The 24,329-nt window shown below is 70.7% G+C and carries 21 protein-coding genes; 18 read left to right on the forward strand and 3 right to left on the reverse strand.

The genetic code is table 11. From position 1 onward, the window contains the following. Positions 1-278: 278 nt before the first annotated feature. The 8 genes from NE857_RS24655 to NE857_RS24685 all read left to right on the forward strand — a co-directional run bounded on the left by NE857_RS24655 (position 279) and on the right by NE857_RS24685 (position 11,176). Positions 279-1,229, forward strand: coding sequence for an alpha/beta hydrolase (locus NE857_RS24655; protein WP_254417864.1), 951 nt, complete (start codon positions 279-281; stop codon positions 1,227-1,229). Positions 1,230-1,875: 646 nt separating this feature from the next. Next, on the forward strand, positions 1,876-3,639 hold the full coding sequence (locus NE857_RS24660; protein WP_301184252.1) for a flavin-containing monooxygenase: 1,764 nt from the start codon (positions 1,876-1,878) through the stop codon (positions 3,637-3,639). 97 nt (positions 3,640-3,736) lie between these two features. Further along, on the forward strand, positions 3,737-3,865 hold the full coding sequence (locus NE857_RS34375; protein ID WP_301184253.1) for a hypothetical protein: 129 nt from the start codon (positions 3,737-3,739) through the stop codon (positions 3,863-3,865). 233 nt (positions 3,866-4,098) lie between these two features. After that, positions 4,099-7,470: a pyruvate carboxylase gene (locus NE857_RS24665; protein WP_254417865.1), complete on the forward strand. Its 3,372-nt coding sequence runs from the start codon at positions 4,099-4,101 to the stop codon at positions 7,468-7,470. A 218-nt stretch (positions 7,471-7,688) separates the two neighbouring features. After that, on the forward strand, positions 7,689-8,489 hold the full coding sequence (locus NE857_RS24670; protein ID WP_254417866.1) for an SAM-dependent methyltransferase: 801 nt from the start codon (positions 7,689-7,691) through the stop codon (positions 8,487-8,489). Then, positions 8,414-8,773 (forward strand): HAD family hydrolase, encoded by a 360-nt coding sequence (locus NE857_RS24675; protein ID WP_254417867.1) that lies wholly within the window; start codon positions 8,414-8,416, stop codon positions 8,771-8,773. Before NE857_RS24670 ends, NE857_RS24675 begins: the two co-directional genes overlap by 76 nt. 91 nt (positions 8,774-8,864) lie before the next feature. After that, positions 8,865-9,578, forward strand: coding sequence for a PIG-L deacetylase family protein (locus NE857_RS24680; RefSeq protein ID WP_254417868.1), 714 nt, complete (start codon positions 8,865-8,867; stop codon positions 9,576-9,578). A gap of 350 nt (positions 9,579-9,928) precedes the next feature. Beyond that, on the forward strand, positions 9,929-11,176 hold the full coding sequence (locus tag NE857_RS24685; protein ID WP_425572141.1) for a lipase family protein: 1,248 nt from the start codon (positions 9,929-9,931) through the stop codon (positions 11,174-11,176). A gap of 60 nt (positions 11,177-11,236) precedes the next feature. Here NE857_RS24685 and NE857_RS24690 read toward each other — a convergent pair whose 3' ends face one another. Next, a complete protein-coding gene (locus NE857_RS24690) occupies positions 11,237-12,487 on the reverse strand; it encodes a PucR family transcriptional regulator (RefSeq protein ID WP_254417870.1) in 1,251 nt (416 codons plus the stop codon). 525 nt (positions 12,488-13,012) lie between these two features. Between NE857_RS24690 and NE857_RS24695 the strand changes: the two genes are divergently transcribed. The 6 genes from NE857_RS24695 to rpsN all read left to right on the forward strand — a co-directional run bounded on the left by NE857_RS24695 (position 13,013) and on the right by rpsN (position 17,602). Then, complete coding sequence (locus tag NE857_RS24695) at positions 13,013-13,864, forward strand: NAD-dependent protein deacetylase (protein ID WP_254417871.1); 852 nt, start codon at positions 13,013-13,015, stop codon at positions 13,862-13,864. A 278-nt stretch (positions 13,865-14,142) separates the two neighbouring features. Continuing rightward, the gene (locus NE857_RS24700) at positions 14,143-15,363 is read left to right on the forward strand and encodes an FAD-dependent monooxygenase (RefSeq protein ID WP_254417872.1); all 1,221 of its coding nucleotides are present in this window, start codon (positions 14,143-14,145) and stop codon (positions 15,361-15,363) included. Positions 15,364-15,572: 209 nt separating this feature from the next. After that, positions 15,573-16,688 carry a CobW family GTP-binding protein gene (locus NE857_RS24705; protein ID WP_254417873.1) on the forward strand — a complete coding sequence of 372 codons (1,116 nt, stop codon included), beginning with the start codon at positions 15,573-15,575 and terminating at the stop codon, positions 16,686-16,688. A gap of 60 nt (positions 16,689-16,748) precedes the next feature. Beyond that, positions 16,749-17,000, forward strand: a complete 252-nt coding sequence (gene rpsR / locus NE857_RS24710) for a 30S ribosomal protein S18 (RefSeq protein ID WP_254417874.1) — start codon at positions 16,749-16,751, stop codon at positions 16,998-17,000. A 60-nt stretch (positions 17,001-17,060) separates the two neighbouring features. Further along, positions 17,061-17,297 (forward strand): 50S ribosomal protein L28, encoded by a 237-nt coding sequence (gene rpmB / locus NE857_RS24715; protein ID WP_026117076.1) that lies wholly within the window; start codon positions 17,061-17,063, stop codon positions 17,295-17,297. After that, complete coding sequence (gene rpsN, locus NE857_RS24720; RefSeq protein WP_017583796.1) at positions 17,297-17,602, forward strand: 30S ribosomal protein S14; 306 nt, start codon at positions 17,297-17,299, stop codon at positions 17,600-17,602. Before rpmB ends, rpsN begins: the two co-directional genes overlap by 1 nt. 187 nt (positions 17,603-17,789) lie before the next feature. Here rpsN and NE857_RS24725 read toward each other — a convergent pair whose 3' ends face one another. Both NE857_RS24725 and NE857_RS24730 read right to left on the reverse strand, forming a co-directional pair. Further along, positions 17,790-18,089, reverse strand: a complete 300-nt coding sequence (locus NE857_RS24725; protein ID WP_254417875.1) for a hypothetical protein — start codon at positions 18,087-18,089, stop codon at positions 17,790-17,792. A gap of 62 nt (positions 18,090-18,151) precedes the next feature. Further along, positions 18,152-19,168, reverse strand: a complete 1,017-nt coding sequence (locus tag NE857_RS24730) for a LacI family DNA-binding transcriptional regulator (protein ID WP_254417876.1) — start codon at positions 19,166-19,168, stop codon at positions 18,152-18,154. 219 nt (positions 19,169-19,387) lie between these two features. Here NE857_RS24730 and NE857_RS24735 point away from each other — a divergent pair, with 219 nt between their 5' ends. The 4 genes from NE857_RS24735 to NE857_RS24750 all read left to right on the forward strand — a co-directional run bounded on the left by NE857_RS24735 (position 19,388) and on the right by NE857_RS24750 (position 24,245). Continuing rightward, positions 19,388-20,683: an ABC transporter substrate-binding protein gene (locus NE857_RS24735; RefSeq protein ID WP_254417877.1), complete on the forward strand. Its 1,296-nt coding sequence runs from the start codon at positions 19,388-19,390 to the stop codon at positions 20,681-20,683. Next, entirely contained in the window at positions 20,680-21,567 is an 888-nt protein-coding gene (locus NE857_RS24740; RefSeq protein ID WP_017583800.1) for a carbohydrate ABC transporter permease, read from the forward strand. The genes NE857_RS24735 and NE857_RS24740 overlap by 4 nt, the downstream gene beginning before the upstream one ends. Position 21,568: 1 nt before the next feature. Continuing rightward, positions 21,569-22,465 (forward strand): carbohydrate ABC transporter permease, encoded by an 897-nt coding sequence (locus NE857_RS24745; protein WP_254417878.1) that lies wholly within the window; start codon positions 21,569-21,571, stop codon positions 22,463-22,465. A 148-nt stretch (positions 22,466-22,613) separates the two neighbouring features. Next, positions 22,614-24,245, forward strand: coding sequence for a glycoside hydrolase family 43 protein (locus NE857_RS24750; RefSeq protein ID WP_254417879.1), 1,632 nt, complete (start codon positions 22,614-22,616; stop codon positions 24,243-24,245). Positions 24,246-24,329 lie beyond the last annotated feature (84 nt).

Here is a 24,329-nt window from a genome sequence, read left to right on the forward strand (position 1 = left end):
GGCCCCGGAACCACGTGAACGGTTCCGGGGCCGGCTTTCCTTCACCCTCAGATGGTCCTGCGGTACCGACGGGTCGGGCCGGCCGCGCCCGTGACGTCGGGCTCTCCGATTCCGGGGAACGTAACCGGACACGAGGGAGTTCTTCTGTGTGAGCGGGGCGCGCAACCGAAAACGGACGACCTCACTCGGGCGACCGCCCACTCGTGTCGGCTCCGACCCGGCCCCGTTCGGTGAACGGGGAGGGATCCGCCGTCCCCCGCCACCATCCGAGGAACCCGATGCCCCAGCTGCACCCCGACCTGTCCCCCGCCCGGTTGCTGCCAGCACTCTCCTTCGGGCCGCGCACGGCACGTGTGGCCCAGCGGCTCACCGACCGGATGCGACCGGGACCAGAACCCGCCGATCTTTCGATCGAGGAGCACACCGCCCCGGGCCCCGAGGGCGCGCCGCGGCTCAGCCTTCGGGTCTACCGCCCCCGCTCGTTGACGGCCGCCTCCCCAGCGCTGCTGTGGACCCACGGCGGCGGGTACCTCTTCGGCAGTCCGGTGCAGGACGAGCGGGGGAGCATCGAGTTCGCGCGGGAGCTGGGCATCACCGTGGTCTCCCTCCGGTACCGCAAAGCGCCCCGGTACACGGCCCCGGCTCCGGTCGAGGACGCCTATGCCGCCCTCTCCTGGACGGTGGACAGCGCCGACCGACTGAGCGTCGACCCCGGCCGGATCGCGATCGGCGGGGCCAGTGCGGGCGGCGGCATCACCGCGGCCCTGGCCCTGATGTGCCACGACCGCGGCGGCCCCGGGCCCGTCTTCCAGCTGCTCGTCTACCCGATGCTGGACGACCGCACCGCGCTGCGCACCGACCTGGACCGGCTCCCGACCCGGCTGTGGTCGGTGAGCAGCAACCGGTACGCCTGGCGTGCCTATCTCGGCGAGGATCCCGGGGGCGAACACATCTCCCCCTACGCGGCCCCCGCCCGGCGCGAGGAGCTGTCCGGTCTGCCCCCGGCCTGGATCGGGGTGGGTACACTCGACCTCTTCCATGACGAGGACCTCGCCTACGCCGATCGCCTGCGCGCGGCCGGGGTGCCCTGCCGGACGACCGTGGTACCGGGGGCCTTCCACGGATTCGAGGCGGCACTGCCCCGGGCGGGAGCGTCCCGCGAGTTCCGCCGCGTGCAGACCGAGGCGCTCCGTTCAGCCTTCGAGGAGAGCGCTCCACCCGAGCTCTGACCTCGCGCCCGCCACCGCTCCAGGCAGGCATGTCGGTAAACGCGGCGAGTATTCGAAACAATACGATCTGCCATCGGCTGTCTGGGTACGCGCGCCTGCCACACTGCCCCGTGGGTATCGCCGCCCAGCAGCCGCACCTGCGCGATCGCCTGCCCGTGGCGGAGGCGGCCGGGCGCCTGAACCGGTTCCCGCGGTCGTCGGTGGAGCTCGTGCAGGTGATGGCCCGGGCCCGCGGTCACGACCACCTGGGCAAGCTCGGCCAGAACGACCTCGTGACGTGGAAGCGCGAACTCGCTGACCTGTCCGGGGTCGCCTACCGCGGTGTCAGCGCCTGGCCCTTGCCCCGCCCCCGAGACCCGGCGTCCCATCTTATGGAAAACCTGGCCGACCAGCGTCTCACCCAGCGAGAAACCCGGCCACCGGGCGGCCGGATACCTCTCGCCCCCGCAAACCAGGCCAGCCTGACCCTCCGGCCAGACTCACCAGGTCCGACAGCACGCCTCACAGTGGCACAGGGCACCGCACAGAGATGCAGAGCGATACCAACCAGACCCGGCGGTACAAAAAACCCTTCCCCTCCGTGTCTCCCGCGGCTACTGTGGCGCCGCCTACCCCGGCTCTCCCCCGGTCTCATCGGAAGGAACCCATGCCACGGGACCCCGAAACCCAGCACACCTCCCCCAGTACCCCGGGCACACAGCCCCCGAGCACCCAGACCCCGGGCGCACAGACCCCCGCCACCCGAACCCGCTCCGCTCCGCCGTCCCCGGATCCCGAACCGGTCAGGTTGGACGCCGCCATCATCGGGGCCGGGTTCGGCGGTATGTACGCCCTCCACCGCCTGCGGGACGACCTCGGCCTGAACACCCACGCCTTCGAGGCCGGGGAGGGGGTCGGCGGTACCTGGTACTGGAACCGCTACCCGGGCGCACGCTGCGACGCGGAGTCGGTCTTCTACTCCTACTCCTTCGACGCCGACCTCCAGCAGGAGTGGGTCTGGAGCGAGCGCTACGCCGCCCAGCCCGAGATCCTGTCCTACGCCGAACACGTCGCCGACCGCCTGGACCTGCGCCGCAGCATCACCTTCGGCACCCGGGTCACCGCCGCGCACTACGACGAGAGCCGCCGTCTGTGGCTCCTGACCACCGACACCGGGCAGCACGTCGAGGCCCGCTACCTGGTCACCGCGCTCGGCTGCCTGTCCGCGGCCCAGGCCCCCGACTTCAAGGGGCTGGAGGACTTCCGCGGCGAGATCCACCACACCGCCCGCTGGCCGCACGAAGGGGTCGAGCTGGCCGGGAAGCGGGTGGCGGTGATCGGCACCGGTTCCTCCGGGATCCAGTCCGTGCCCGAGATCGCCCGCCTGGCCGAACACCTCACCGTTTTCCAGCGCACCCCGCACTTCACCATCCCGGCCCGCAACCAGCCGTTCACCGAGGCGGAGTTCGACGACATCCGAAGCCGCTACCCGCAGCTGCGCGCCCAGGCCCTGGAGGACGGCGCGGGGCTGCCCCTGGACCCGGCGCACGGCAACGCCGCCGACCTGACCGAGGCGGAACGGGCCGCCGAGCTGGACCGCCGCTGGCAACAGGGCGGCCTCGCCTTCGCCGCCACCTTCGCGGACCTGCTCACCGACGAGTCCGCGAACTCCATCGCCGCCGACTACGTGCGCGAACGCATCGGCGAGACCGTCCAGGACCCGCGCACCGCGGAGCTGCTCACCCCCACCGACTACCCGCTCGCCACCAAGCGCATCTGCCTGGACACCGGTTACTACGAGACCTACAACCGGGAGAACGTCACCCTGGTGTCGGTCCGAAACACCCCGATCGAGCGGATCACCCCCACCGGGATCCGGGTCAGCGCTGCCGACCACGAGGACGGCGCGGACAACGGGGACGGCACCGACCACGAGTTCGACGTGATCGTCTTCGCCACCGGGTTCGACGCGATGACCGGCTCCTACACCCGTATGGACCTGCGCGGCCGCGACGGGCGCGAGCTCGCGGAGGCCTGGCGGGAGGGTCCCCGCACCTACCTGGGGTTGGCGGTCTCCGGCTTCCCGAACCTGTTCACCGTCACCGGCCCGGGCAGCCCCTCGGTGCTCGGCAACATGATGGCCTGCGTCGAACAGCACGTGGACTGGATCACCGGCTACATCGACCACCTGGAGAAAACCGGTGTCGCGGCCGCCGAAGCCGAGGAGGGGGCTCAGGACTCCTGGGTGGAGCACGTCGCCGAGGTCGCCTCCGCCACCCTCTACCCGAAGGCGGGCTCCTGGTACATGGGAGCCAACGTCGAGGGCAAGCCGCGGGTGTTCATGCCCTACGCGGGCGGCCTGAACCTGTACCGGCAGCAGTGCGACGAGATCGCCGCCCAGGGCTACCCCGGGTTCTCGCACACCAGCTGACGCACCCGTCGGATCAACACCGGTCAACCCGCCCGTTGACGTCCGACCCCCGCCCGGCGGCCAGCGCTCCACACCGCCCGGCGGGGATCATCCCCTCGTGCTCCTCTTCCTGACCTTCATCGCGCTGCCCTGCTACACCACGGTCGTGGCGACCCAGTGGCGGGGGCTCCGGTGGATCGCCCGGAACTCCGAGCGGGCTGAAGGGGAGCACCGGTCGTTCTTCTGAACTGGTCGGTTTCCCAGGCAAACGCACGGAATCTCCCGGAACCGCGCGGTCCCGTGCGGGCAACCCCAGCCGCACGGGACCCCGGCCCCTCTCGTTAGGGTTCCCATGGCCCCACCTCCGGGCATCACTCCCTGTGAGCGACGCCCGGGCACGGCCACCCGCAACACCGGGCAGTACCGGCAACGGCGCCGGTCACGCCACAAGCGCACGACCGAAGCCAGGAGGCATCCGGCATGTTCGAGAAGATACTGGTGGCCAACCGCGGTGAGATCGCCATCCGCGCGTTGCGCGCGGGGCACGAGCTGGGGGCGCGCACCGTCGCCGTCTTCCCCCACGAGGACCGCCACTCGCTGCACCGGCTCAAGGCAGACGAGGCCTACCAGATCGGCGAACCCGGGCACCCCGTCCGCGCCTACCTCTCGGTCGACGAGATCGTCCGCGCGGCGCGAGAGGCGGGCGCCGACGCCGTCTACCCCGGGTACGGCTTCCTTTCGGAGAACCCCGAGCTGGCGCGGGCCTGCGCCGAGGCGGGCATCACCTTCGTGGGCCCGCCCGCCGAGGTACTGGAACTGACCGGGAACAAGGCGACCGCCATCGCCGCCGCCAAGCGGGCGGGCATCCCGGTCCTGGACTCCACCGATCCCTCCACCGACGTGGACGGACTGGTCGAGGCCGCCGAGGAGATCGGTTTCCCGGTCTTCGTCAAGGCCGTGGCCGGCGGCGGCGGCCGGGGCATGCGCCGGGTGGACACCCGCGCCACCCTGCGCGAGTCCATCGAGGCCGCCATGCGCGAGGCCGAGACCGCCTTCGGCGACCCCACGGTGTTCCTGGAGCGCGCCGTGGTGGACCCGCGCCACATCGAGGTGCAGATCCTCTCCGACGGCGAAGACGTCATCCACCTGTACGAGCGCGACTGCTCGGTGCAGCGCCGCCACCAGAAGGTCGTGGAGCTGGCCCCGGCCCCCAACCTCGACCCGCAGCTGCGCGAGCGCATGTGCCAGGACGCCGTGCGGCTGGCTCAGGAACTGGGGTACCGGAACGCGGGCACGGTCGAGTTCCTGGTGGGCCGGGACGGCCAGCACGTGTTCATCGAGCTCAACCCGCGCATCCAGGTGGAGCACACGGTGACCGAGGAGGTCACCGACGTCGACCTCGTGCAGTCGCAGATCCGGATCGCCTCCGGTGAGAGCCTCGCCGACCTGGGCCTGTCCCAGGACGCGATCGTGCTGCACGGCGCCGCCCTCCAGTGCCGCATCACCACCGAGGACCCGGCCAACGGGTTCCGGCCCGACACCGGGACGATCAGCGCCTACCGCTCCCCCGGCGGCTCGGGCATCCGCCTGGACGGCGGGACCGCCGCGGCGGGTTCGGAGGTCAGCGCCTACTTCGACTCCCTGCTGGTCAAGCTCACCTGCCGGGGCCGCGACTTCGCCACGGCGGTGAGCCGCGCCCAGCGCGCGGTGGCCGAGTTCCGGATCCGCGGCATCTCCACCAACATCCCCTTCCTCCAGGCGGTGCTGGAGGACGAGGACTTCCGTCAGGGCCGGGTGACCACCTCGTTCATCGAGGAGCGTCCCCAGCTGCTGACCGCGCGACCCTCCGCCGACCGGGGCACCCGCCTGCTCACCTACCTGGCCGACGTGACGGTGAACAAGCCGCACGGCGAGCGCCCGCACCTGATCGACCCGGCCGCCAAGCTGCCCGCCGTGGCCGAGGGCGACCCGCCCGCCGGGTCCAGGCAGCGCCTGACCGAACTGGGCCCCGAGGGGTTCGCGCGCTGGCTGCGCGAGTCCGACACCCTGGGGGTCACCGACACCACCTTCCGCGACGCCCACCAGTCGCTGCTGGCCACCCGGGTGCGCACTCAGGACCTGCTGGCCGCCGCGCCCGCGGTGGCGCACACCCTGCCCGAACTCCTCTCCCTGGAGTGCTGGGGCGGCGCGACCTACGACGTGGCGCTGCGCTTCCTGGCCGAGGACCCGTGGGAGCGGCTCGCCGCGCTGCGTGAGGCCGTGCCCAACGTGGCCCTGCAGATGCTGCTGCGCGGCCGCAACACGGTCGGGTACACGCCCTACCCCACCGAGGTCACCAACGCGTTCGTGCGCGAGGCCGCCGCGACCGGTGTGGACGTCTTCCGGATCTTCGACGCCCTCAACGACGTCGAGCAGATGCGCCCGGCGATCGACGCGGTCCGCGAGACCGGCACCGGGCTCGCCGAGGTGGCGCTGTGCTACACCGCGGACCTGTCCGACCCGGCCGAGAAGCTCTACACGCTGGACTACTACCTGAAGCTGGCCGAGCGGATCGTGGAGTCCGGCGCGCACGTACTGGCGATCAAGGACATGGCCGGACTGCTGCGCGCCCCGGCCGCCGCCCGGCTGGTCAGCGCGCTGCGCAGTGAGTTCGACCTGCCGGTCCACGTGCACACGCACGACACCGCGGGCGGTCAGCTCGCCACCTACCTGGCCGCGGTCAACGCTGGCGCGGACGCGGTGGACGGCGCCGTGGCGTCCATGGCCGGTACCACCTCGCAGCCGTCGCTGTCGGCGATCGTGGCCGCCTTCGACCACTCGGCCACCCCCACCGGGCTGTCCCTGGACGCGGTGAACGAGCTGGAGCCGTACTGGGAGGCGGTGCGCCGGGTGTACGCGCCCTTCGAGGCGGGCCTGGCCTCACCGACCGGCCGGGTCTACCACCACGAGATCCCCGGCGGTCAGCTGTCCAACCTGCGCACGCAGGCGATCGCGCTGGGGCTGGGCGACCGCTTCGAGGACATCGAGGCGATGTACGCCGCGGCCGACCGCATGCTGGGCCGCCTGGTGAAGGTGACCCCCTCCTCCAAGGTGGTGGGCGACCTGGCCCTGCACCTGGTGGGAGCGGGGGTCTCCCCCGAGGAGTTCGAGAAGGACCCGGACCGGTTCGACGTGCCGGACTCGGTGATCGGCTTCCTCCGCGGCGAGCTGGGGGTTCCTCCGGGCGAGTGGCCCGAGCCGTTCCGCACCAAGGCGCTGCGCGGGCGCGGTGAGCCCCGGGCCACCGCCGAGCTGAGCGAGAAGGACCGCGCCGGGCTCGCCGAGGAGCCGCGCGCCACCCTGAACCGGCTGCTGTTCGCGGGCCCCACGAAGGAGTTCGAGTCACACCGCGCCGCCTACGGCGACACCAGCGTGCTGGACAGCAAGGACTTCTTCTACGGTCTGCGCGAGGGCGAGGAGCACGTCGTGGACCTGGAGCCGGGTGTGCGTCTGCTCATCGGCCTCCAGGCGGTGAGCGAGGCCGACGAGCGCGGCATGCGCACCGTCATGACCACCCTCAACGACCAGCTCCGGCCGCTGCACGTTCGGGACCGGTCGCTGGCCTCGGACGTGCCCGAGGCGGAGAAGGCCGACCGCAACGACCCCGCCCAGGTCGCGGCGCCCTTCGCCGGTGTGGTGACACCCGTGGTGTCCGTGGGTGACGAGGTCAAGGCCGGTGACACGGTCGCCACGATCGAGGCGATGAAGATGGAGGCCTCCATCACCGCCCCGCAGGCCGGTGTGGTCTCGCGGGTGGCCGTCGACGGCGTTCAGCGCGTGGAGGGCGGCGACCTGATCGTGCACCTGGGCTGAGGTAGTCCGTAAAGCCCCCTGCCCCGGGCGGCCGCCGGTGACGGCACCGCCCGGGGCACCTCCCGGCACCACACCCCGACCCCACCAGCCAGAACACGCGAAACCTTACGCAGCAGGCGTTTCCGAACGAATATCGGCACCGGCGAAGGGCTTTGCGAACGCAAGTCCCGTCGGCCAGACTGGTCCCGCCCACCCCCCCCGGCCCGGATCGGACCACCATGAGCACCCCCTCTGTCCCCGCAGGCGTCGACCTCTCCGCCCCGCACTCCGCCCGCGTGTGGAACTACTGGCTCGGCGGCAAGGACAACTACCCCGTCGACCGGGAACTCGGCGACCAGATCCTGCGCATTCACCCCAAGATCGCCGTCGACGCCCGCGCGGGCCGCGCCTTCCTCGTGCGCACCATCACCCACCTGGCCCGTGAGGAGGGCGTCCGGCAGTTCCTGGACGTCGGCACGGGGCTGCCCACCCACCAGAACACCCACGAGATCGCGCAGGCCGCCGCACCCGACTCCCGGGTCGTCTACGTCGACAACGACCCCATGGTGCTCGCCCACGCCCGCGCGCTGCTGACCGGCACCGCGGCGGGCGCCACCGAGTTCGTGGACCACGACCTGCGCGACGCCGATCAGGTTCTGGCCCGGGCCGGTGAGCTCCTCGACCTCGACCGGCCGGTGGGGCTGTCCGTCATCGGCACCCTCGGCCACATCCCCACCCTGAAGGAGGCCGTGGACATCGTCGGCGCCTACCTGGCGGGGCTGCCCTCCGGCAGCTTCCTGGTGGTGGCCGACGCGGTCCTGCCGAAGGAGGGCAGCGCCGCGGACGCCCTGGACGAGTGGAACAAGGAGGCCGCCCTGGCCTACCGGGGGCACACCCTGGCGGAGTTCGCGTCCTACTTCGAGGGCCTGGAACTGCTGGAGCCCGGAATCGGCCCCAGCCCCCTGTGGCGTCCGGAGCCGGTCGACGTCGGCAACACACCGGACACCGACATGTACGGCGCGGTCGCCCGCAAACTCTGACCGGCGTCGCCGGGCGCGTCGACGCCTGGGCGGTCTCCGGTGCGGAGGGGGTCCGCAAACCGGATCGGCGGCTGTTCGAGATCGCGGCGCGGCGGTGCGGGGCAGCGCTCGAAGGCGGTGGGTGGATGGTCGGCGACAGTCCGACGGCGGACGTGGTCGGCGGACGAGGGGCCGGGCTGCGCACCGTCTGGATCGATCGCGGACGCTCCTGGCCCGAGAAGCTGCCCGCACCGGACCACTCCGTCACCGACGTGCGAGAGGTCTTCGCTCTGCTGTCCGGGTGAGGCCCGGGTGCGGCATCGGGCGCCTGGAGGGGTTCATACGATGGTGGACGACCTCAACCCCGCGGGAAGGCCCGCTGTGAAAGGAGTTCCGGTGACTGACGCGCCCGAACGCGCACTGGTCGTGATGGCCCATCCCGACGACGCCGACTTCTCCTGTGCCGGGACCGTGGCGCTGTGGACCGAGGCCGGGACCGAGGTGGTCTACCTGATGGTCACCGACGGCGAGGCGGGTGGGGACGAGCTCACCCTGGACAGCTCGGAGATCGCGGCGATGCGCAGGGAGGAGCAGCGGCGGGCCGCCGCCGAGGTCGGGGTCAAGGACGTGCGTTTCCTCGGGCACCCGGACGGGAGGGTGGTGTCCTCCCTCGACCTGCGCCGCGACATCGCCCGGGTCATCCGGCAGGTCCGACCCGAACGCGTGGTCACCCTCAGTACCGAACGCGACTGGGACAGTATCGCCGCCAGCCACCCCGACCACATGGCCACCGGGGAGGCGGTGATCAACGCGGTCTTCCCGGACGCGCGCAACCCGCACGCGCACCGCGAGCTCCTCGCCGACGAGGGCCTGGCACCCTGGACGGTCGCCCAGGTGTGGGTCGTCGGCGGGCCCGAGCCACACCACCCCTCGGACATCACCGACGTCTTCGAGCGCAAGATGGCGGCGCTGGCCGCGCACGAGAGCCAGATCGGGGACATCACCGAACTGGAGCCGATGGTGCGCCAGTGGATGGCCGCCAACGCCGCCGAGGCCGGACTGCCCGCGGGCCGACTGGCCGAGACCTTCCGCATCGTGCACACCGCCTGACCCGCTCCCGGCGCCCCGGGGGATCTCGGGGCGCCGGGAGCCTCGGAGCGCACCAGCATTCGCCCAGTTCACAGCCGTGGCCTTCGGGTACCAGCCCTGACCGACCCACTCCGAAGTGAGCATTCACCGATCAGAGTCGCGCAACACACCCAATAGTGACCGCCCCCACTTCACCCGCATTCTCTGGGTGACGCACCGCACACATGGTGCGGCACCGCCCCCGGAGAAAGCAGGAACACCCCGTGAGCAGAACACCCCGCAACCGGCGCAGCCGGTCGAGGACACCGAACCGATTCAGGGCTCGGGCGGCCGCGACCTGTACCGTCGGAGCACTCGCCGCCGGACTCTTCGTGTCCGCGCCTTTCGGTGAACGCGACAGCGACACCGAAACCGAGCTCCTCAGCACCGAAGAACTCTCGGACGCGACCTCATCCCAGGCACTGTGGGATCAGATCGAACAACCCGGCCCCGAGCACCTCAGCGCCGAAGACGAGGAGTTCTTCGAGGCGTCGAGCCCGCTACCCGAGGGGCAGCCCGGCGACATCATCAGGGCCGAACCCGCCGACGCCTACACCGACGCCCTGAAGGTCGGCCACTTCCCTGCCGACGTCTGGCGGATCATGTACCTGTCCACCGACGCACTCGGCGAGCCCATGGCGGTCAGCGGCACCGTGATGGTTCCGCACGCCGAGTGGACGGGCGAGGGCGAACGCCCGCTCGTCGCCTTCGCGATCGGCACCCACGGGCTGGGCGCCCACTGCGCCCCCTCCATCGGCCTGGAGCACGGCCTGGAGTATGAGGCCTCCCTGATGGAGCGCGTCGTCGACGACGGGTACGCCCTGGCGATCTCGGACTACCAGGGCCTGGGTACCTCCGGCGACCACACGTTCATGGTCGGCCACTCCCAGGGGGCGGCGGTGCTGGACTCCCTGCGCGCCGCGACCCGCCTGCCCGAAGCCCAGCTGCCGGAGACCTCCCCGATGGGTGTCACCGGCTTCTCCCAGGGCGGCAGCTCCGCGGTGTGGGCCGCCCAGATGCATCCCGAGTACGCGCCCGAACTCCCCCTGACCGGTGTGGCCGCGGGCGGTGTACCCGCCGATCTCAACCCGGTCGCGGAGAACCTCGACGGCGGCCCGTACTTCTCCCTCCTGGCCTTCGCCACCCACGGGTACAATTCCGCCTACCCCGAACTGTCTCTCGACGACCACCTCACCGAGAGGGGCGCCACCCTGTTCGACGACGTCCGGAACCGGTGCGTGGTCGACGCCGTACCCAGGGGCATGTTCCGGAGCATGGACGAGGCGTTCACCTCCGACCTGCTGAACTCACCCGAGTGGCAGGAGCGGCTGACGGCCAACAAGCCCGGCGAGAGCACGCCCACTGTGCCGCTTTACCTGTACCACTCGGTCCTGGACGACGTGATCCCGATCGGCCAGGCCGAGGAGCTGCGCGACACCTACTGCGCGGCCGGTGTCGAGGTGCAGTGGAAGCGGACCTTCTCCGGGCCGCATGTCGCCAGCCTGTACCTGGACAACCCGGGTGCCCACAAGTGGATGGGCGATCGTTTCGCCGGCAAGCCGGTGAACAGCACCTGCTGACCACCGGGCGCATACACGCTCTCCCTGACCACGGGCGCGCCGGGTGACCGTGACGTGTACTCAGCCCACGGGCCCCGTACTGTCGCCGGTACGGGGCTCCGACTCCTCCCAACCGGTCAGAACCCGCACCCGCAGTGCCGCCTCCAGCTCGAATCGGCAGTCCGCGCTGAACAGGCGGGCACCGAAGAGCTCCTCCAGCTGGCGCAGCCGGTACCGGACGGTCTGCGGGTGGACGTGCAGCTTCTGCGCCACCTGCTTGGCGTTGAACCCGCACTGCAACCAGGCCAGGAGGGTCTCGGCGAGTCGCTCCCGCTGCACACTGCGCAGTTCGATCAACGGGGCCAGCCTGCGGGCGACCATCTCCCGCATCAGCTCCTCGTCGCGGAACAGGAGTGCGGTGATGAGGTGGTCGGCCCAGCGCACGATCTGTTTCCCCGGGATGATCCCAGCGTTGACCAGGGACAACGTCTCCCTGGCCCGGGCCAGGGAGGAAGGCGCCTCGGTCACGGACACCGTCGGGCCGACCGCGACGTGCCAGCCCCGCAGCGCCGTGCCCAGGGTACGCATCCGACCGGGCCCATCGGGGTCGGGGACGATCAGGCGGGGTTCGATCCGGTTGAAGTCGCTCAACACGTCCGAGGGCAGCGCGGCCGGCGGCGCGGTCTCCACATCACGGCCCCCGAGAACGACGACCGCCACCGCGGCGGGCGGTCGCCAGTCGGCGGCCAGCGCCATCTCGGCGACGGCCTCCGAAGCTGGCCCCGCCTCGGACAACAGCAGGTCGACCAGCCTGCCCCGGCGCCGCCGCACCTCACCGGCGACCTGGACCTGGGCCTGGTTGTACCCTTCCGTCGCCGCCCCGGCCAGTTCCTCCAGGAACAGGAACAGCGCCTCGGCCACCGGCCCGACGTACCGCTGCGGGAACACGTCCGGCTCGGCCATCTGGACCTCGCTGATCCGCCGCCACATCAGGACGACGGCGGTACGCATGGCCACCTGGAGGCTGTCCAGGCTGCGTCCCTCATGCGCCTCGCCCGCGCCCAGCGTACGAAAGCGTTCACGGAAGCCGTCGTCGGCCGGGGCGGTGACTCCGATCCGCGCGAGGAACCCCTCGAAGCCCTCCTCGACCGCCTCCCTGGTGTTGGTGAGGTAGGTGCGGTTGCCCGGTCGGGCGTACTCGGGCACCTTCTCCTGGATGCGCCGGACGACCATGTCCACCATGGAATCGAAGTGCGGTCGCAGCCGGTCAGCGACCTCATGCGGAAGGGGAGCGAGCGGGTTGGTCTCGGCGTACCCGAAGTCCGCTGTCACGGACACCTCCTGTTACACGGACACCTGACGGGGATGACAGCTGGCGGTTCAGGGCAACTGGTGGGTCGGAACGGCCGGCAGGTCGGAACAGCTGGCCGCCTGACCATGGTTGGGGCTCCCGCGGGCAACGCATAGTGACACGTGCCGCAGGAGCCCGTTCCCGCTTTTGTCACCGCGATGACAACGGAAGGGGATCAGTCGAGTTCAACCGACGGCGTGCGACCTCCCGCCGATCCGCCGGAAACAGCCCCAGGCAGCAGAGCGCGAACGTACACACCGACGGGATCGTACGCCGAAGAACCACCGGGGCTATCCCGGAAACCACCTGCGCGTTGCCGACCAGTTCCACCACGCAGAGGCAGGGCGAGGACCACCGCCATCGCCACTCCCACCGCCGGACCAGGACCCAGCAGTCCGGAGATCGGGACGAGGAACAAGAGCAGGTTGGCCAAGAGCACCCGGAACTGGTGGGCGGTGGCCACTCCCCATCGGAAGGGGCGCGGCACCGCGACATATCCTCGAACCGTGACGAACACGCTCCACGCGCACAGCCCCAGCGAGGCCGCCGCCCGGGTACGTGAGGTCCTCGGCGCGGGTCCGGTGGTGGCGCTGACCGGCGCGGGGATCTCGACCGACTCGGGCATCCCCGACTACCGGGGCCCGGACTCACCGCCCCGCACACCCATGACCTACCAGGAGTTCGTCGGCGACGCCGTGTTCCGACGCCACTACTGGGCCCGCAACCACATCGGCTGGCGCCGTGTGGCGGAGACCAGTCCCAATGACGGCCACCGCGCCCTGGCCGACCTCGAACGCGCCGGGGTGGTCTCCGATGTGCTCACGCAGAACGTCGACACCCTGCACGATGCGGCCGGCAGTGTCCGCGTCATCGACCTGCACGGCCGCTACGACCGGGTGATCTGTCTCGGCTGCCGTGCTGTGACCAGCCGCGAGGCGCTGGCCGTACGCCTCACCGAACTCAACCCCGACTTCGCCGACGAGGTGGCCGACGTCGAGGTCGCACCGGACGCCGACGCCGTCCTGGCCTCCACCGAGCACTTCCGGGTGGCCGACTGCTCCTCCTGCGGCGGGGTTCTCAAACCGGACATCGTGTACTTCGGCGAGAACGTCCCCAAGCCCCGCGTGCTGGAGGCCTACTCGATGGTCGACCAGTCGGCCGGACTGTTGGTCGCGGGTTCGTCCCTGACGGTCTTCTCCGGGCGGAGGTTCGTCAAGCACGCCGCAGGCCAGGGCAAACCGGTGGTGATCCTCAACCGCGGCGCGACGCGCGCCGACGACATCGCGACCCTGACGGTGGAGCACGGCTGCTCGGAGGTCCTGCGCGCACTGGTGGACGCCTACCTCACCCAGCGGTGAACAGCCCTCGGTGAACGTCGGCCGACAGGCCCCTTCCAGCACACCGCCACCTACCAGAAGGTACAGTTACGCTACGGCGGAACACGCGCCGGGAAGTTCTCCGGCGCCCGCGGCCCACCTCCGACGGCGCGTTGCCGCCAGGCAGGGCACCGAGCGGGAGATGCTCGAACGGCCCTGGTCCGGACCGGCTCCCTCGCCCCACCGGCGCGCCGCCCCGCGGGCACGCCCGTGGCGGGCGGACCGGGAGGACCACGGCTTACGCACACACGGAGGTTCGCGTGCCCATCAGCAACAGGAACGTCCTCGTTTCGGGGGGCGGTGTGGCCGCAAGCGCGCTCGCCGTCTGGTTGGCTCGACGGGGTTTCGCTCCCACCGTCGTCGACCCCGCCCAGGCGGCACGGTCGAAGGGTGCCCATGTCGAGGTCTCCGGCCCGGGGATGGCCCTCCTGGACCGGATGGGGGCGGGCGAGGCGGTCCGCGCGCTGGGCGCCCCCGTCGCGGAGGTGCACACCCACGTCAGCGGACGCCGGGAACCGGTGCGGGTACCCGGCGAACCCGGGTGCCTGACCGTCCGCCACGACCACCTGGTCGGTGCCCTGCGCGAACAGGCGGAGAGGACCGACACCGGCCAGGTCAAGTACCTGCCCGGGGACACCGTCACCGCGCTGGAGCAGGACGAGGAGGGTGTGGACGTCACCTTCGCGAACTCGCCCGGCCGCCGTTTCGACCTCGTCGTCGGTGCGGACGGGCCGCACTCCCCGGTCCGGGCCCTGGCCTTCGCCGGACCGGACGCGAACCACCTGCGCTACCTGGGCGCCAACACGGCGGTCTTCGAGACCAGCAACATCCTCGGCGCCGACAGCGCCATGGCCTGGCACATGTGGCCGCACCGGGGCTGTGTGGTCACGACCCTGCCCGGCGCGGACCGCGCCGAGGCGGTGTTCCTGATGCGTGACCGCTTCCCGGTCCGCGAGGGCTCCCTGGATCGGGGTGCTCGCCAGAGGCTGGTGGAGGAGTTCTTCGGCCAGGACGGCTGGAAGGTGCCCGAACTGCTGCGGGCCATGGGTGAGGGCGACCTCGAGATCGCCCCGGCGACGCAGGTCAGGATGGATGTGTGGGCACACAACCGGGTGGTGCTGGTGGGCGACGCCGCCTACGACCCGAGCCCGTTGAGCGGGCAGGGTCCGGCGATGGCTCTGATGGGGGCTCTGGCCCTGGCCGGGGAGCTGGTGGCCGCGGAAGGTGACCATGACCGCGCCTTCTTCTCCTATGAGGCCGCGGTGCGGCCCTCGGTGCGCGAGGCCCAGGCCGTGGCCCCGTACGTGATCGACAGCGTGGCGCCCGAGACCGGCCGCTACGAGACATGGATCCGGGAGCGGGCCGAGGTCGCTCTGGCCAGGGGCACCCGGCTGATGGGACGGTTCGGCCTTCGCCCGCCCCTGGACACCACGGGCCGGGAGTTCGCCGTGGAGCGTTACGCCGGCATCCTCGAGGCCTGAGCCCGACAGCCCTGGTTTCCGGGGATTCGGAAGACCTCGGCAGAGCGCCCTCCCATGGCCCGCCCACGTGGCGGACCTCCGGAGTTTCCCAACGCTAGTCCCCTGGTACAGGCGCTTGTGGAAGGTACGAGCCGGGCCCTGTTCCCAAGTGCCGCGCGCATGCGTTACGGTAATGGTTATCGTTTTCATTAATGGGAGGGTCTTCCCCGATGAAAGAAGTGACCGCCCCCCTGCGCGTGGTCGTGGTCTCCGGGCTGCACCGGCTCGCCCGGCGCAGCACCGTGGACGACCTGATCACCGATGTGCCGGGGTCCATCGCCATCCACCACGACCTCGACGGGATCGCCGAGGGCATCGTCCACCGCGTCACCCGTGACCGGTGGGGGGCCCTCGGCCATCACCGTGTCGACCTGGACCATCTGTGCGCCTCCTGCACGCTGCGCGAGGACCTGATCCCCACCCTGCTGGACCTGGCCGAACGCGGCGAACACTCCCTGTGCGTGGTGGAGACCTGGGACGGGGTCGAGCCCCGCTCGGTGGCCGAGATCGTCGCCTCCCGTACTGAGCTGCGTCTGGCCGCCGTCGTCACCGCGGTGGACTCCGAGCGCCTGCTCCCGGACCTGTCCTGCCACGACGACCTGGCCGACCGGTCACTGGACATCGCCGTGGAGGACGAGCGCACCGTCGCCGAGGTCCTCACCCACCAGGTCGAGTACCCCACCGTGCTCACCCTGCACGGGGCCCGCCACCGCGACGAGGCGAGGGCTCTCATCGAGCACCTTAACCCTGCCGCCGTGGTCATCCCGCCCGGTGGCGGACTGGTCGCCCTCACCGAGGGCCGTTTCGACCCCGAGAGCGCCGCCAACCGGCTCAACCCGGCATGGGCCCAGTACACGGACCTGACCGACGATCGGGTGAGCACCCTCGTGTGGACCCGCAAACGCCCGCTGCACCCGGTCCGCCTGCACGAGTCCCTGGAGCGGATCGTGGCTGCCGGAGTGCGCGGGCGGGGCCGGATCTGGCTGGCCAGCAGGCCCGACACGCTCCTGGTCTGGGACGCCTACAACGACGCCCTGCTCCTGGAGAGCGCCGGCCCCTGGCTGGGCGCGCTGCCCGAAGCCGCCCTCGACATGGTCTCCGAGACCCGCCGCGCCTCCGCCCTCCTGGACTGGGACCCGGTGGTCGGCGACCGCCGCCAGCACCTGGCCTTCACCGGGGTCGACCTGGACGCCGAACGGCTCGTGGAAATCCTCGACTCCTGCCTGCTCACCGACGCCGAAGCCGGGCGCCCCCTGGTCGAGGACCCCTTCGCCGACGCGATCTGAGCCGCACCCCGGCCCCGTTGACACCCCGCACCACCCAAGACCAATCGGAGGAGAACTCCCTTGCCACCGAAGACCCACCGCGCCAAGGCACGCACGACCACGCGAAAGTTCGCCAACCCTCTGGGCGAAGCCGACCACGTCGACTACAAGGACACCAACCTGCTCCGCAAGTTCATCTCGGAGAAGGGCAAGATCCGCAGCCGCCGGGTCACCCGGGTCACCGCCCGCCAACAGCGGCTGATCGCCGCGGCGGTCAAGAACGCCCGTGAGATGGCCCTGCTGCCGTACCCGTCCTCGACCAAGCAGAGCTGACCTCACGGCGAGCAGGAACCGACACCACCACAGAAACCACAGAACAGGAGGAGAACAACCGTGTCCCGTGTATGCCAGGTGACCGGGAAGGCGCCCAGCTTCGGCAACGCCATCTCCCACTCCCACCGCCGCACCAAGCGCCGGTTCGACCCCAACATCCAGAACAAGCGCTACTGGCTGCCCAGCGAACAGCGCTTCGTGAAGCTGCGGCTGAGCGTCAAGGGCATGCGGGTCATCGACGCCCGCGGCATCGAACGCGTGGTCGCCGACATCCGTGCCCGAGGGGAGAAGGTCTGATGGCCAAGAAGAGCAAGATCGCCCGCAACGAACAGCGCAAGGTGATCGTCGCCCGCTACGCCGAGCGCCGCGCCGAACTCAAACAGCTGATCAAGAGCCCGCACACCGGCGAGACCGAGCGGGCGGCCGCCGTCGCCGAGCTGCGCCGCCAGCCCCGCGACGCCAGCGCCACCCGGGTGCGTAACCGCGACGCCGTCGACGGCCGTCCGCGCGCGCACCTGAGGAAGTTCGGCCTCTCCCGGATCCGGTTCCGGGACATGGCCCACCGAGGCGAGCTGCCCGGGGTTACCAAATCGAGCTGGTAACCAGCCCGAAAGCCGGGCCGACCGTCTGCGATCCGGTCGGCCCTCCCGGGTTCCCGGGGCTCTCCCTCCCCCGGGATCCCCTCCCCGCCCCGGGAACCCACCCACCGGCCCCAGGCGCCCGCGCGCCCCGAGCAGCCGGGGCGACTCCACCGGAAGACCCAGAGAAGTCCTGCCCCGCCCCGGGACCTCAGGAAACCGGTCGGCAGAGGCGCCAGGAGCGGCTCAGACGCGCTGCTCGCCCCGCCCCGCACGGAAAACGGCGGGACCGCGCCTCGCGCCGCCTGGACCACTTCCCGAACCAGTCCCTGACCGCGGCCACGAACAATTCGACCTGGACGGTCAGGAAGATCACGACCACACCGGAGACCGACAGCTGACCGAGGGCGGCCACCGTCGCCATCACGAGTTCGCGCCCCGTGCCCCTGGCGCCGGGGACGTGCGCCTCGTCGACGCCCGTAGGGTCCCAGCGGCTCTCCGTCGCGGGCACCAGTCGAGCGCCACCGTGAACCTCCCCCGGCACGCACTCCCCCGGTCCCTCACCGGCCGGAGTCACTCCTTGGGCGGGGCCGTGCTGTCGCGCTGGATCAGACGGGTGGCCAGTTCCACCCTGGTGGTCTCGGGCTCGTTGCCGTTGATCAGGTCGAACAGCATGCGGGTGGCCATCTGCGCCATGTCGCGCAACGGCTGCCGGACGGTGGTCAGCGGCGGGGTGGCCCACTCGGCTTCGGGGAGATCGTCGAAACCCACCACCGAGACGTCGTCCGGCACGCTCAGGCCGCGCTTGTACAGGACCTCGTAGGCGCCACGGGCCATCTGGTCCGAGCCCGCGAAGATCGCGGTGGGGGGTTCGGGCAGGTCGAGCAGCGCCTCGGTGAGGTCCTTGCCCGTCCCGGCCATGAAGTCGCCGTGGGTGACGTAGCCGTCGAGCACCGGAAGCTCCGCGTCGCGCATGGCGCTGCGGTACCCGTCCACGCGGGCACGGCTGCACATGACCTCGGACGGCCCGGCGATCATGGCGATGCGCCGGTGGCCGAGGCCGATGAGGTGCTCGGTGGCGGTGAGCCCGCCGTCCCAGTTGGCTGCGCCCACCGCGGGGACCTCGCGCGCGGGGTCGCCGACGGGATCCACGGTGACCACGGGGATCCCGAGGGCGTCGAGTTGGGCCTGCTGCTGGGAGGAGAGTTCGGACAGCACCAGGACGACGCCGTCGGAATGCCTGGCCTGGAGGTTGTCCAGCCACTTGCGGCCCGGCCTGCTGCGTTTGCGGTCGTGCACGGCGGAGACGACGATCCCGAAACCGGCGTCGTGCGTGACCTCCTCGACCCCGGTGAGGATCTCCATCGCCCAGGGGCTGCCCAGGTCCAGGAAGACGAGGTCGATCAGGCCGACCGGGCGGCGTTCCCGGTGGCGCCTGGGCTGGTAGCGGTGCTGTTCCAGGAGCCGTTCCACCTGGCGCCGCGTGTCGGCGGCGACGTCGAGGTGACCGTTGATCACCTTCGAGACGGTGGAGACCGAAACCCCCGCATCACCAGCGATCTCGGCCAGGGTGGGGCGTCGCTTCGCCATGTGCCTCCTCGTCGTAGGGGGAACCCGGTTCCCCATGCTCCACTGCGCTGGATTCTATCTCGAAACTTTTCGAGGTTCACACCGCAACCTTCTCGCAATCAAAAGGCCTCTTGACGTGGGGGGCCAGGAGAACCTAGCGTCAGCCTTCCCGAAAGCTATCGGAAACATTTCGAAAGCTTTTGCTTCCCCCCGGACCAACGGAAGAACGGTGTACACGCCATGAGTCGCACCCACCGGATACGTGTGATCGGCAGTAGCTCCCTGGCCCTCTCCCTCCTCCTCGCCACCGGCTGCGGGACCTCAGGCCCCGGTGGCGGCGACACCCTGCAGGTCTGGGCGCTGGAGGACGCCCTCGTCAACGAGATCGTCGAGCGCGGCATCGAGGCGCACAACGAAGCGCAGGACGTGCCCGCCGAACTGGTCACCTTCGTCAACGACGCCTACAAGCAGCGCCTCCAGGTGGCGCTGGGCTCCCCCAACGCTCCCGACGTGTTCTTCAACTGGGGCGGCGGGAACCTGGCGCAGTACACCCAGCAGGACCAGGTCCTCGACCTCACCCAGACTCTGGAGGACAACCCCGAGTTCCGGGACTCCTTCCTACCCAGCGTGCTGGACGTGGCCGAGATCGACGGCTCCTACTACGGGGTCCCGCTCCTGGGGGTCCAGCCGGTCGTCATGTACTACAACAAGCCCGTCCTGGCGGAGGCCGGCCTGGAGCCGCCGGAGACCTTCGAGGACCTCTACGAGGCGATCGACGTGCTCCAGGAGGAGGGCGTCACCCCGATCGTCCTTCCCGGCGCGCAGGGCTGGACCCAGCTGATGTGGTTCTCCTACATGGTGGACCGGGTCGGCGGTCCGGACGTGTTCCAGGCGATCGTGGACGGAGAGGAGGGCGCCTGGGAGGCCCCCGCCGTCCTGGAGGCCCTGGAACTGTGCCAGGACCTGGTCGACCGCGGGGCCTTCGGCAACAACTTCACCTCCGTCGACTACGACAATGGGAGCGCTTCCGCGCTGCTGGCCAACGGTGACTCCGCGATGTTCCTGATGGGCAGCTGGGAGATCTCCCGGCAGCTGGAGGACAGCCCCCAGTTCGTGGAGAACGACGAGCTCGGCTTCACCTCCTTCCCCGTGTTGGAGGGCGGCGCGGGCGAGCCGAACGCGATCGTGGGCAACCCCAGCAACTACTTCTCGGTCAACAGCGACAGCCAGCACACCGAGGCTGCGATCGACTTCCTCGTCGAGACCCTGGCCTCCGACGAGTACGTGAGCGACCTGATCGACGTCGGCCAGGTGCCCCCGATCGAGGGCATCGAGGACCAGCTCCAGGAGAGCGACCACGCCGAGTTCGCCACCTTCACCCACGGACTGGTCTCGGACGCGCCGACCTTCACCCAGTCCTGGGACCAGGCGCTGGACCCGGCCGCGGCCGAGGCCATGCTGACCAACCTCCAGCTGATCTTCCTCGGTGACCTCACCCCGGAGGAGTTCGCCCAGGCCATGGAGCAGACCCGGTGAGGACCTCCGCCACGGAGCGGCCCGGCTTCGTCTGGGTCGCTCCGGCACTACTGTTCTTCGGCCTCTTCGGGCTGGCACCCGTGGTCGTCGTCGGCTACCTGAGCTTCACCTCGTGGAGCGGGCTGGGCAGCCCCCAGTGGGTGGGGCTGGCCAACTGGTCGGCGCTCCCGGGCGACGGCCAGGTGCGCGGCGGTCTCGTCATCACCCTGACCCTGACCGCTCTGTGCTGGGCGACCCAGACCCCTCTCGCCCTGGCCTTCGGGGTCTGGTCAGCAGGTCATCAGCGCGTGCGGGCGGTGGTCAGCGCGGTCTTCTTCCTGCCGCTGTTGCTGTCCACCGCCGCCATCGCCCTGGTGTGGAAGGCTCTGCTCGATCCGAACTTCGGGGTCCCCGCACAGGTCAGGGAGTGGTTCGGGCTCAGCCACAGCAACGTGCTCGGCCACCCGACGCTGGCGCTGTACGCGATCGTGTTCATCGTGCTGTGGCAGTTCCTGCCCTTCCACATGCTCCTCTACCAGGCGGCCGCGAGGCAGGTTCCCCGCTCCCTCTACGAGGCCGCCGAACTCGACGGGGCCTCGGGGTTCCAGCGCTTCCTGCGCATCACCGTCCCTCAGCTCCGCCACACGATCATCGCGTCATCGGTGCTGATGCTGGTCGGGTCCATGACCTACTTCGAAACCGTCCTGCTGCTGACCGCCGGCGGCCCGGGCAACGCCACCCGCATCCTGCCCCTGCACATGTACAACCAGGGCTTCGTCGCCTTCGAGATGGGCTACGCGAGCGCCATCGCGGTGCTGCTGGTGGTCCTGGGAACCGGGTTGTCGCTGCTGGTGGTACGGGTGACCGGTTACTCGCGCATGACCAGCCAGAGAGAGGGGATGTGACATGGCCACCGCAACACGGCACAGGACACCTCCCGAAGCACCGCGGAACGGGCGCACCGGCAGACGGGTCAGGACACGTAACACCAGGCGTCCGGCCTACGGTGCCGGCATCGGCGCCGCCCTGTGGCTGCTGGTCGTGTGCGTGCCCCTGTACTACCTGGTCGCCACGAGCCTGCGCGGCCCGGGCGACTACATGTCGCAGGGCCCGCTGTCACTGCCCCAGTCCCTCACTCTGGACAACTACCGCAACGTCTTCGAGGTCGGGTTCCTCGGCTTCCTGGCCAACAGCCTGATCGTGGCGTTCGGCGCGATCCTGCTGGTCCTGCTGGTGGCGGTACCCGCGGCGTTCGCGATCGTGCGCAGCCGCAGCCGCGCGGTCCGGGTCAGCTTCCTGCTGTTCCTGCTGGGACTGGCGGTACCGGCGCAGGCGGTGATCATCCCGATCTACCTCATCATCACCCGCCTGCACCTGTACGACAGCCTGCCCGCGATCATCCTGCCCACCGCGGCGTTCACGCTGCCGATCTCCATCATCGTGCTCACCAGCTCGCTGCGGGACGTGCCCGGGGAACTGTACGAGGCGATGGCTCTGGACGGGGCCGCCACCTGGCAGGTGTTCCTGCGGCTGGTGCTGCCGCTGTCGCGCCCCGGTGTGGTGACGGTGGCGATCTTCGTCGGCCTCAACGCCTGGAACAACTTCATCTTCCCGCTGGTGCTCACCCAGAGCGCGTCCAACCGGGTCCTGCCGCTCGGGTTGTGGGCGTTCCAGACCCAGTACGGAACCGACGTGCCGGGGCTGATGGCCGCGGTCGTGCTGTCCACCATCCCGATCCTGGCCCTGTACCTGTTCGGGCGCAGGCACCTGCTGAGCGGGCTGGCGGCCGGTTTCGGCAAGTAGCCGCGATGTCCCGGGGCGGCCGGGCCGGGACCGACACCGTCCGCCCCGATCACCCCTTCGGTCCTTCCCTACCCCCGGGGTCCGGCTCCCCTCCCGACTCCCGTGCCGGGCCCCGGGCCCTTCCATGCCACACCCCAGAAAGGCCGTGATGACGACCGCTCCCGCCACCGGCAGCCGTACCGGAACCCTCACCAATCCGGTCCTGCCCGGCTTCCACCCCGACCCGTCGATCCTGCGGGTCGGCGAGGACTACTACCTGGCGACCTCGACCTTCGAGTGGAGCCCGGGAGTGCTGCTCCACCACTCCCGGGACCTGGTGCACTGGCGCCCGCTCGGCGGGGTCCTGTCCGAGGACCGGCTGCTGGACCTGACCGGACACCGCGACGGCGCGGGCGTGTGGGCGCCCTGTCTGTCCTACAAGGACGGGACCTTCCATCTGATCTTCACCGACGTGGAGAACTACGCCGAGGGTTTTTGGGACACGCCCAACTACGTGACCACCGCCCCCTCGATCGAGGGCCCCTGGAGCGACCCCGCGCCGATCCACGCCAAGGGGTTCGACCCCTCCCTGTTCCACGACGAGGACGGCCGGAGCTGGGTGCTCAGCAGCCTGATGGACTGGCGGCCGGGGCGCCACGACTTCGCGGGGATCGTGCTCCAGGAGCTGGACACCGAGTGGATGCGCCTCCTGGGCGAGCCGAAGGTGATCTTCGAGGGCACGTCGGTGCGGGTCACCGAGGCTCCGCACCTGTACCGCGAGAACGGCTGGTACTACCTGGTGACGGCCGAGGGCGGGACCCAGTGGGACCACCAGGTGACGGTCGCCCGGTCCAGGGAGGTCACCGGCCCCTACGAGGCGGACCCGGCCGGACCCACGCTGTCCTCGCGCGAGCACCCGTCCCTGCCCCTGCAGAAGGCCGGGCACGGAAGCCTGGTCAGCACCCCCGGCGGCGAGTGGTTCCTGGCCCACCTGACCTCGCGCCCGCTCACCGAACGCGGTCGTTGTGTGCGCGGGCGCGAGACGGCCCTGCAACGGGTGGAGTGGGTGGACGGCTGGCCCCGGATCGAGGGCGGGGTCCCGCGGGTGCGGGTCGACGGCCCCGACCTGGAACCGCATCCCTGGCCGGAGGTCCCCGCCCGCGACGACTTCGACGCCCCGCTGCTGCGCCCGGAGTGGAGCACGCTGCGGCGCCACGTGGACGAGGAGTGGGTCTCGTTGACCGAACGCCCCGGCCACCTGCGCGTCCAGGGCGGTCAGTCCCCCTCCGGAACCCGCAAGCCGAGCCTGGTGGCCCGCCGGGTGCAGCACGAACGGTGCTCGCTGGAGACGGTGATGGAGTTCTCCACCGACACCTTCCAGCGGATGGCGGGCCTGACCGCGTACTACAACATGCGGCAGTGGCACTACCTGCGGGTGGGCTTCGACGAGCGGGACGGGCTGTTCGCGGGTGTGCTCAGCTCCGACCGCGGCCGGGTGCGCGAGGCGGGCGACCGGGTGGACGTTGGAGGGTGGGAGCGCTTTCACCTGCGCGCGGAGATCGACGGGGCGGAACTGAGGTTCGCCCTGTCCCCGGACGGCCGGGAGTGGACCCCCGTGGGCGGGGTGCTGGACGCGAGCATCCTGTCCGACGACTACGCCGAGGAACGCTCGGCCGACGGTGAGACGGCGACCCTGTGGGGTTTCACCGGCGCCTTCCTGGGGTTGTGGGTTCACGACCTGACCGGCACGGGCTGTCACGCGGACTTCGACTTCGCTACCTATCAGGGCTCCGACGACTGAGAAAGAGGATTCAGAAAGCCCAGGCCTTTACTACGTAGATCCTTAGTAGTTTCGTTGGTGGGGGTCGGCAGGGGCTGACTTGGG

The organism is Nocardiopsis exhalans (assembly GCF_024134545.1).
Lineage (GTDB): Bacteria > Actinomycetota > Actinomycetes > Streptosporangiales > Streptosporangiaceae > Nocardiopsis > Nocardiopsis exhalans.

What these genes read in the sequence shown, in the direction of transcription:
- NE857_RS24655 (WP_254417864.1), top strand. Translation starts at nt 279, where the DNA reads ATGCCCCAGCTGCACCCCGACCTGTCCCCCGCCCGGTTGCTGCCAGCA.
- NE857_RS24660 (WP_301184252.1), top strand. Translation starts at nt 1,876, where the DNA reads ATGCCACGGGACCCCGAAACCCAGCACACCTCCCCCAGTACCCCGGGC.
- NE857_RS24665 (WP_254417865.1), top strand. Translation starts at nt 4,099, where the DNA reads ATGTTCGAGAAGATACTGGTGGCCAACCGCGGTGAGATCGCCATCCGC.
- NE857_RS24670 (WP_254417866.1), top strand. Translation starts at nt 7,689, where the DNA reads ATGAGCACCCCCTCTGTCCCCGCAGGCGTCGACCTCTCCGCCCCGCAC.
- NE857_RS24705 (WP_254417873.1), top strand. Translation starts at nt 15,573, where the DNA reads ATGAAAGAAGTGACCGCCCCCCTGCGCGTGGTCGTGGTCTCCGGGCTG.
- rpsN (WP_017583796.1), top strand. Translation starts at nt 17,297, where the DNA reads ATGGCCAAGAAGAGCAAGATCGCCCGCAACGAACAGCGCAAGGTGATC.
- NE857_RS24730 (WP_254417876.1), bottom strand. Translation starts at nt 19,168, where the DNA reads ATGGCGAAGCGACGCCCCACCCTGGCCGAGATCGCTGGTGATGCGGGG.
- NE857_RS24735 (WP_254417877.1), top strand. Translation starts at nt 19,388, where the DNA reads ATGAGTCGCACCCACCGGATACGTGTGATCGGCAGTAGCTCCCTGGCC.
- NE857_RS24745 (WP_254417878.1), top strand. Translation starts at nt 21,569, where the DNA reads ATGGCCACCGCAACACGGCACAGGACACCTCCCGAAGCACCGCGGAAC.
- NE857_RS24750 (WP_254417879.1), top strand. Translation starts at nt 22,614, where the DNA reads ATGACGACCGCTCCCGCCACCGGCAGCCGTACCGGAACCCTCACCAAT.